The sequence below is a fragment of the Azospira sp. I13 genome (assembly GCF_003112695.1).
In the GTDB taxonomy this organism is placed as follows: Bacteria; Pseudomonadota; Gammaproteobacteria; order Burkholderiales; family Rhodocyclaceae; genus Azospira.
Genome location: NZ_BFBP01000014.1, coordinates 198,324 through 205,265 on the forward strand (window position 1 = coordinate 198,324; position 6,942 = coordinate 205,265).

The window sequence follows — 6,942 nt, forward strand, 5'->3', positions numbered from 1 at the left end:
CTGGCGAAATGGCAAAGGAAACTCCTTGTTGAATAGAATGGGGGAAGGGGTCACGCGGCTGTCTCCTCGTTCTCATTCCGGTGTATCAGCCGGTACAGCACCGGGAGCACCAAGAGGGTCAGCAGGGTCGAAGAGATGATGCCGCCGATCACCACGGTTGCCAGTGGGCGCTGCACTTCAGCACCTGTACCGACATTGAGGGCCATGGGGACGAAGCCAAGACTGGCAACCAGTGCGGTCATCAGCACGGGGCGCAGACGGGTCAGCGCCCCCTCGGTCACAGCGGTATGTAGCGGTTGCCCAAGCTCACGCAGCTTCCGTATGAAGGTGATCATCACCAAGCCGTTGAGTACCGCAACGCCAGACAACGCAATGAATCCGACCCCGGCTGAGATGGAGAAGGGAATACCGCGCAGCCACAGGGCCAGTACGCCACCGGTCAGCGCCAGGGGTACGCCGCTGAACACGATTGCGGCATCCTTGGCCGATCCGAAGGCCATGAACAGCAAGCCAAAAATCATGACCAGGACCACGGGAACCACGACGCTCAGACGCTGGCCGGCCGAGATCAGCTGTTCGAAGGTGCCGCCGTATTCGACCCAGCTTCCGACAGGCAGCACGACTTCCGCCGCAACTTTCCCCCGGAGTTCCTCCACGAAGGAGCCGAGGTCCCGGCCGCGCACGTTCGACGTGATGACCACGCGCCGCTTACCGTTTTCCCGACTGACCTGGTTGGGCCCTAGCTCTACCGCAATAGTGGCCACGGCACTCAAGGGCACCACGCCGGGCATCCGCGACAACGAAGCTCCATCGGCTCTGCTTGTCGCCGGCAGGGCAATGGGCAGCGCTGCCAGTGCCTTCGGGTCCTGGCGCTGGGCATCGGGGAGACGCACCACGATATCGAAACGGCGATCCCCCTCGAAAAGCTGGCCAGCCGTTGCCCCACCCATCGCCGCGGATACGGTGTCCTGGATGTCGGCCACGGCCAGGCCGTAGCGGGCCAGGGCGGCACGATCCGGCTTGATGACCAGCAGCGGCAGGCCGGTCACCTGCTCAAGTTTCACGTCGGCACTTCCGGAAATGCTGCCTGCGACTTTCTCGATCTGTTTGCCAACCGCGGTCAGCGCTTGCAGGTCATCGCCGAATACCTTGATCGCCACTTCCGCACGTACACCGGCAATCAACTCGTTCATCCGCATCTGTACCGGCTGGGTAAACTCGTAGTTGTTGCCGGGGATGGCACGAACAGCTTCCTCCAGCTCCGCCACCAGGGTAGCCTTGGACTTGCGCGGGTCCGGCCAGTCCTTGCGTTCCTTGAGCAGAATGAAAGTATCGGCCACAGAAGGCGGCATCGGGTCGGTGGCCACTTCTGCCGTGCCGAGCTTGCCCACCACCTTGTCTACTTCCGGGAACTGCTTGATCCGTGCTTCGAGCTGGGCCTGCATACCGATAGCCTGGGTCAGGCTGGTACCCGGGATGCGTAGGGCGTGCAGGGCAATATCCCCCTCATCCAGGTTGGGGATGAACTCCGTACCCAGGCGAGTCGCCAACAATCCACACAGCACCACCAGCACTGCAGCGGCGCCAATCACCGGCTTTTGCAGCGATAGGGACTTCTCCAGCAGAGGAGCGTAAATCCCATGCAGCCGCTGCATCAGGCGGGTTTCTTTTTCCTCGACCTTGCCGGTGACGAACTGTGCGATGGCCGCCGGCACGAAAGTCAGGGATAACACCATTGCGGCAACCAGCGCCATGACCACAGTGATAGCCATGGGATGGAAAGTCTTGCCCTCGACCCCGCTGAGGGCAAAGATCGGCAGATAAACAGCGGCAATGATGAACAGACCGAACAGGCTAGGCTTGATTACCTCGGCACTTGCTTTCGCAGCTAGTTGGAAGCGCTCCTCGATGGACAGTAAGCGGCCCAGGGCGTGCTGCCGCTCACCGAAGCGGCGCAGGCAATTCTCGACGATGATCACGGCGCCATCGACGATCAGGCCGAAGTCCAAGGCCCCAAGGCTCATCAGGTTGGCCGATACCCGGTTCTGCACCATGCCGGTGATGGTCATCAGCATGGCAACCGGGATCACGGCCGCCGTGATCAGTGCCGCACGGATATTGCCCAGCAGCAGGAAAAGAACCACGATTACCAGCAAGGCTCCCTCGAGGAGGTTCTTCTGGACCGTGGCAATACTGCGGTCCACCAGTTGGGTGCGGTCATAAACCGCACGCGCACTGACCCCTTCCGGTAGCGAAGCATCGATTTCCTTGAGGCGGGTCGCTGCACGCATGGCGACTTCCCGGCTGTTCTCACCAATCAGCATGAATACCGTGCCCAGCACCACTTCCCGGCCATCCCTGGTTGCGGCACCGGTGCGCAGTTCCGAGCCGATCTGGACCGTAGCTATGTCGCTAATTCGCAAGGGCAGCCCGTCACGCATTGCCACCACGATCTCTCGCAAACCAGCCTCATCACCCACCTGCCCAGGAATGCGGATCAGGTTCTGCTCACCACCCCGTTCGATGTAACCGGCGCCCGTATTGGCGTTGTTACGTTCAATGGCCTGCAGCAGGTCATCAATGGTTAACTTGTAGGCCACCATCTTGGCCGGGTCGGGGGTGACATGAAACTGCTGCACGTTGCCGCCGATGGTATTGACCTCGGTGACACCTTTCAGGTTACGCAGCTGAGGGCGAATCACCCAATCCTGCAGTGTTCGCAAATCCGTAGGCATCCAGGGTTTGCCATCCGCCTTGGTAGCCCCTGGTGTGGCCTCGACCGTATACATGAAGATTTCACCCAGCCCTGTCGCCACCGGTCCCAAGGTCGGTTTGACGCCAGCCGGCAATTGGGAAGACGCCTGTTGCAGACGTTCGCTCACCTGCTGTCGGGCAAAGTAGATGTCCGTACCGTCCTCGAACACCACGGTGACCTGGGACAGTCCATAGCGCGAAATCGAGCGGGTGTACTTCAGGCGAGCCATACCTGCCAGGGCGGTTTCTACCGGGAAGGTGACACGTTGCTCTGCCTCCAACGGCGAATAGCCGGGGGCCTCGGAATTGACCTGGACCTGGACATTGGTAATGTCGGGGACGGCATCGATCGGCAGGCGACCATAGCTCCAGACACCAAGTGCGGAGGTGCCCAGAACCAGTATCAGGACCAGCCAGCGATGTGCGATTGCCGCACGAATCATTCGTTCTAGCATGGCAAATCCCTTAGTGATCGTGGCTGGCGCCGGACTTCTCTATGTCGGCTTTGATGAGGAAGCTCTGCTCAGCTACATAAGTAGCACCTTGCTTCAGCCCGCCCAGCACTTCGGCGTAGCGGCCATCACGCTCACCCAGCTCGAGCATGCGGACCTCGTAGGTGTCCCCTACCTGGGTAAAGACGACGGTGAAATCACGGAAGCGTTGCAGGCCGGATTCCTTCACCGCCAGCGGGACTTGGCGTGCCGCCACGGTGACATCCGCAGAGACCGCCATACCCGGCCGCCACCGCCCTTCAGGGTTGGCAATGCTGGCACGGGCCACCACGCTTTGCCCGGAGGCCAGGGGCAGCAGCGTCTGGATTTTCCCGGTGACCCGGCTGCCACCGGTGGCCGAGGAAATCTCGACCTCCTGGCCCACGGACAGCTTCTCCGCATCTCCACCGAGAGCCCGTAATTCCACCCAGACGCTGGACAAATCCGCCAGTTCAACCAGGGTGTTGCTGCCGGCAACGTCGCCGACGTTGGTATTGCGCGCCAAGACGATGCCGTCAAACGGTGCGACAACGGAATAGGTCCGCATGCTGTCGTTACCTTCAATCGCCACCAGCGTCTGGCCACGACTGACACGCTGCCCTTCCTGGACATTGACCGCGCGTACGATGCCCGGGAAGCGGGCCTTGATCTCGGCACGCCGATTCGCATCGACCATCACAGCACCCATCAGCCGCACTGTATTGCGGATTGTTGTCGGACCGGCCTTCTCGACCTTAACCCCTGCGTCGTTTGCGGCAGCCGCCGGAATCGTGGTGCGCCCCTCATACGAGGGGAACGCCCAGCTGTAGGATTGGCCGGCATGCTGGGCCTTGACCTCGACATCGAATGAATGGGGCTCAATGACTTCACTGCTGCCGTTCAGGTAGTCTTTTTCCGGCGTGAAGGTGAAATTGTTGAATTCGCCATCCAGGCGCTTGAGCTGGATTGCGGCTTGCACGCTGGCCGGCGGCAAAGGCTTGCCGTTCTGGTAGGCATACAGCCGATACTGCGGCGGCACATTGGTTTCATAGATGGTCACTTCGAGAGCGAAGTCACCCTGGCGCAGCATCCGGCCGCGATGGGGGCCACGCTCGTACTCTTCGGCAGCACTGGCTTTTTCCGCAGCAACCACAGCGGAGGGAGGGGTATCGTTGCCGCAAGCTGTCAGCAGCAGAGGCACGAGAATCAGGGGTAATAGTCGGTTCATGGCGTGGGTTCCGGGGCAATGGCGGTGAGGCGTTCCACCTCGGTCATCAGGATCTGGCAGCGAGCAGCAGCATCGACAGCGCGTTGGCGCAGTTCGAATAGGGTTTTTTGCGCTTGTGCCAGGGCAAGAAAGGAGAAGCGGCCGGCTTCGAAGCCGCGCCGGGTGAAGGCCAGTGCCTCCTCGGCCTTGGGAAGCATGTGCTTTTGCAGCGTTTCAGCTTCAGTACGGGCCTGATTGAGTTCTTGATACTTTCCAAACAGCGACTGGTAGTGCTCGAAACGCTGAGCATCGCGGCGAGCTTCCAGTGCCATCAGTTGCGCATTGGCTTCGGCGACGGACAGTCCCGAGCGAACCTGGTTGCCGAGTGGAATCGATACCGACATCATCAATGCCTGATCGCTGGTTGCCTCAAGGCGACGCACACCCAGATTGACGGTAACGTCCGGCTTGGCGCCGGCCTCGGCTAAGCGCTTGCGAGCAGCGATACTATCCGCCTCGAGCAATGCGGCACGTTGCTCTGGTGTCATCGGCAGACGAGCCACCAAGGTATCCAGCGACTCCGCTTTGGGCAGCACGAGCAGATTGCCTGCAGCCGTCTCAAAATCGGGTGTTAAGACCCCCCAGCTGGAGGCCAGGGTTAACCTGGCAGAGGTCAGCTTGTGCTCGGCCCGGGTGCGCTCCAGCTCGGCGTCAGCAACGGCGATTTCAGCCGCACGCAAATCTGACTCCGGGTTGCGGGCAGCGGCTACCCAATTGGCGACCTCGCGGCGTGTGCGCTCGGCTTGTCCTACCTGCTCTTGAGCGTATTTCAGCCGTTGCTGGTCAGCCAGCACTGAAATGAAGCGGAGTGAGGTGCGGCTGATGACATCCAGGCGGGTTGCCTCGGACAGGTTCTGTTGCTGATTGATTTCAGCGCTACCCAATGCCTGGCGCGCTTCACGTTTACCGCCCAGTTCAATGACGCGGCCAATACGTAGCGTGGTTTCAGCTGATTGCCCCCCCCGAAAGGCTCCAGTACCGCCGACGTTTTCCACATCGGCGCCGATCATAAAGGGCGTTGCCAGGCCTTCACGCTGAGCGCGTGCCTGAACGGCTTTCAATTGCGCGGCCTCGGCCGCAAGTGAGGGGTGGGATGCCAAGGCGCGGGAGACTGCTTCCTCCAGGCGCAAGGATTCAGCGGCATACCCCGACAAGGGGATACCGCAGGTTCCGGCTACAGCCAGAACCAGCAAACAACGCAAGTTCACGGAAAACCTCCAATATCGACAGACGACACAAAGCAAGCCGCTAAAAAGCGGCGCTAGGCGTCAGGCGATTGGAGGGCGATAGGGGGGAAGTGGTGTCGCAGAAGGCCGCGACAAGTAGGCGAGGGTAATCTTGTCCCGGGCGGGAAAGATGAATGGCTCGATTCCCAGTCCATCCACCGGCAAGGGCGGAGGAGTGACAACGGAACCGTGTGCATGCAGCACTTTGGCTCCGGTCGAATCAGAATCGGAGTCCATAGAGTCTGAAGGATCGGAGAGCGATGCCTTCGTCAATTCAGCAGTGACGTAACCGTGATCATGATCGTGATCACCATCCGCATGGGCATGAATCTCACCAAACGGAACACTGGCTGCCACCAAGGCAAACAGCATCAATACCACCGCGCAGCGCCCGATAGGGTGCTGCACATATGCACGAAAACGGTGGCGAAGAGATTGATACATATTCTCAGTATGCACGAACTTAGTTGTTCACTTCAAGCGCAACTTTTTTGTGGATTTGCCACTAGATGACTGTCACCCCAATTCAAGCGGTAGTTAGATAAGGTCCTGCTTTCAACCCGCTCATCCACACCAGTAGGGACTCCTCCTCCCTCGCAAGGTCATCAGAACTCAAACCAGCGCGCCCTCGGCAAGATCCGCGAGGGAATCATAGGTTGCCAACGGGTCCAGGTGAAAGAGCCTGGATTCATCGAGGAGTTCTAGGTAGTTGTTTGGCGGCGGGATCGGCCGACCTTGACGCATCAAGACCAAAATTTCCCGTAATAGGGCATCCTGAGCTTGCTGTACTGCACTGTTTAGACATGGCCCTGCCACATGCAGATCGTCAAAGTCCGGGAAGGTTACTTTTACCTGGCTCTCATAGGGCTCGATGAAGGCTGGATAAGGAACCAGGTAGCTCAAGACCGCAGCCTTCCCCTTGTTTGCGCCAGCGTCGAGCTTACGCACCAAACGCTGAGCACGAAGATGCGTATATCGCTTCAGCATGGACAGGCTCTTGTGTCCGCTGATGGCAGCAACTTCCATCAGGTTGAAGACACCTCGTTCCATCAAGCGAGAGATTGCTTCGTGCCGAAGATCGTGGAAATGCAGATCAGGAATATTCAGCCTCTTGATCATGCTTCGCCAACTGCTCTTCAATCCACTGGTACGGACAAGTATGGAGCCAATGGCCAGCTCGAATTCCGCATAAATCCTAGAAAATTAAAAATGAGAAGTGTCCATT

At 59.5% G+C, this 6,942-nt stretch carries 5 protein-coding genes; all 5 read right to left on the reverse strand.

Annotation, left to right across the window (positions count from 1 at the left end):
• Positions 1-50: 50 nt before the first annotated feature.
• A complete protein-coding gene (locus AZSI13_RS14930; RefSeq protein ID WP_014236233.1) occupies positions 51-3,209 on the reverse strand; it encodes an efflux RND transporter permease subunit in 3,159 nt (1,052 codons plus the stop codon).
• 10 nt (positions 3,210-3,219) lie between these two features.
• Entirely contained in the window at positions 3,220-4,452 is a 1,233-nt protein-coding gene (locus AZSI13_RS14935; RefSeq protein WP_014236232.1) for an efflux RND transporter periplasmic adaptor subunit, read from the reverse strand.
• Positions 4,449-5,699, reverse strand: coding sequence for a TolC family protein (locus AZSI13_RS14940; protein ID WP_014236231.1), 1,251 nt, complete (start codon positions 5,697-5,699; stop codon positions 4,449-4,451). Before AZSI13_RS14940 ends, AZSI13_RS14935 begins: the two co-directional genes overlap by 4 nt.
• Positions 5,700-5,759: 60 nt before the next feature.
• A complete protein-coding gene (locus AZSI13_RS17355; RefSeq protein WP_133247329.1) occupies positions 5,760-6,161 on the reverse strand; it encodes a hypothetical protein in 402 nt (133 codons plus the stop codon).
• Positions 6,162-6,329: 168 nt separating this feature from the next.
• On the reverse strand, positions 6,330-6,857 hold the full coding sequence (locus AZSI13_RS14945; RefSeq protein ID WP_268807534.1) for a tyrosine-type recombinase/integrase: 528 nt from the start codon (positions 6,855-6,857) through the stop codon (positions 6,330-6,332).
• Positions 6,858-6,942 lie beyond the last annotated feature (85 nt).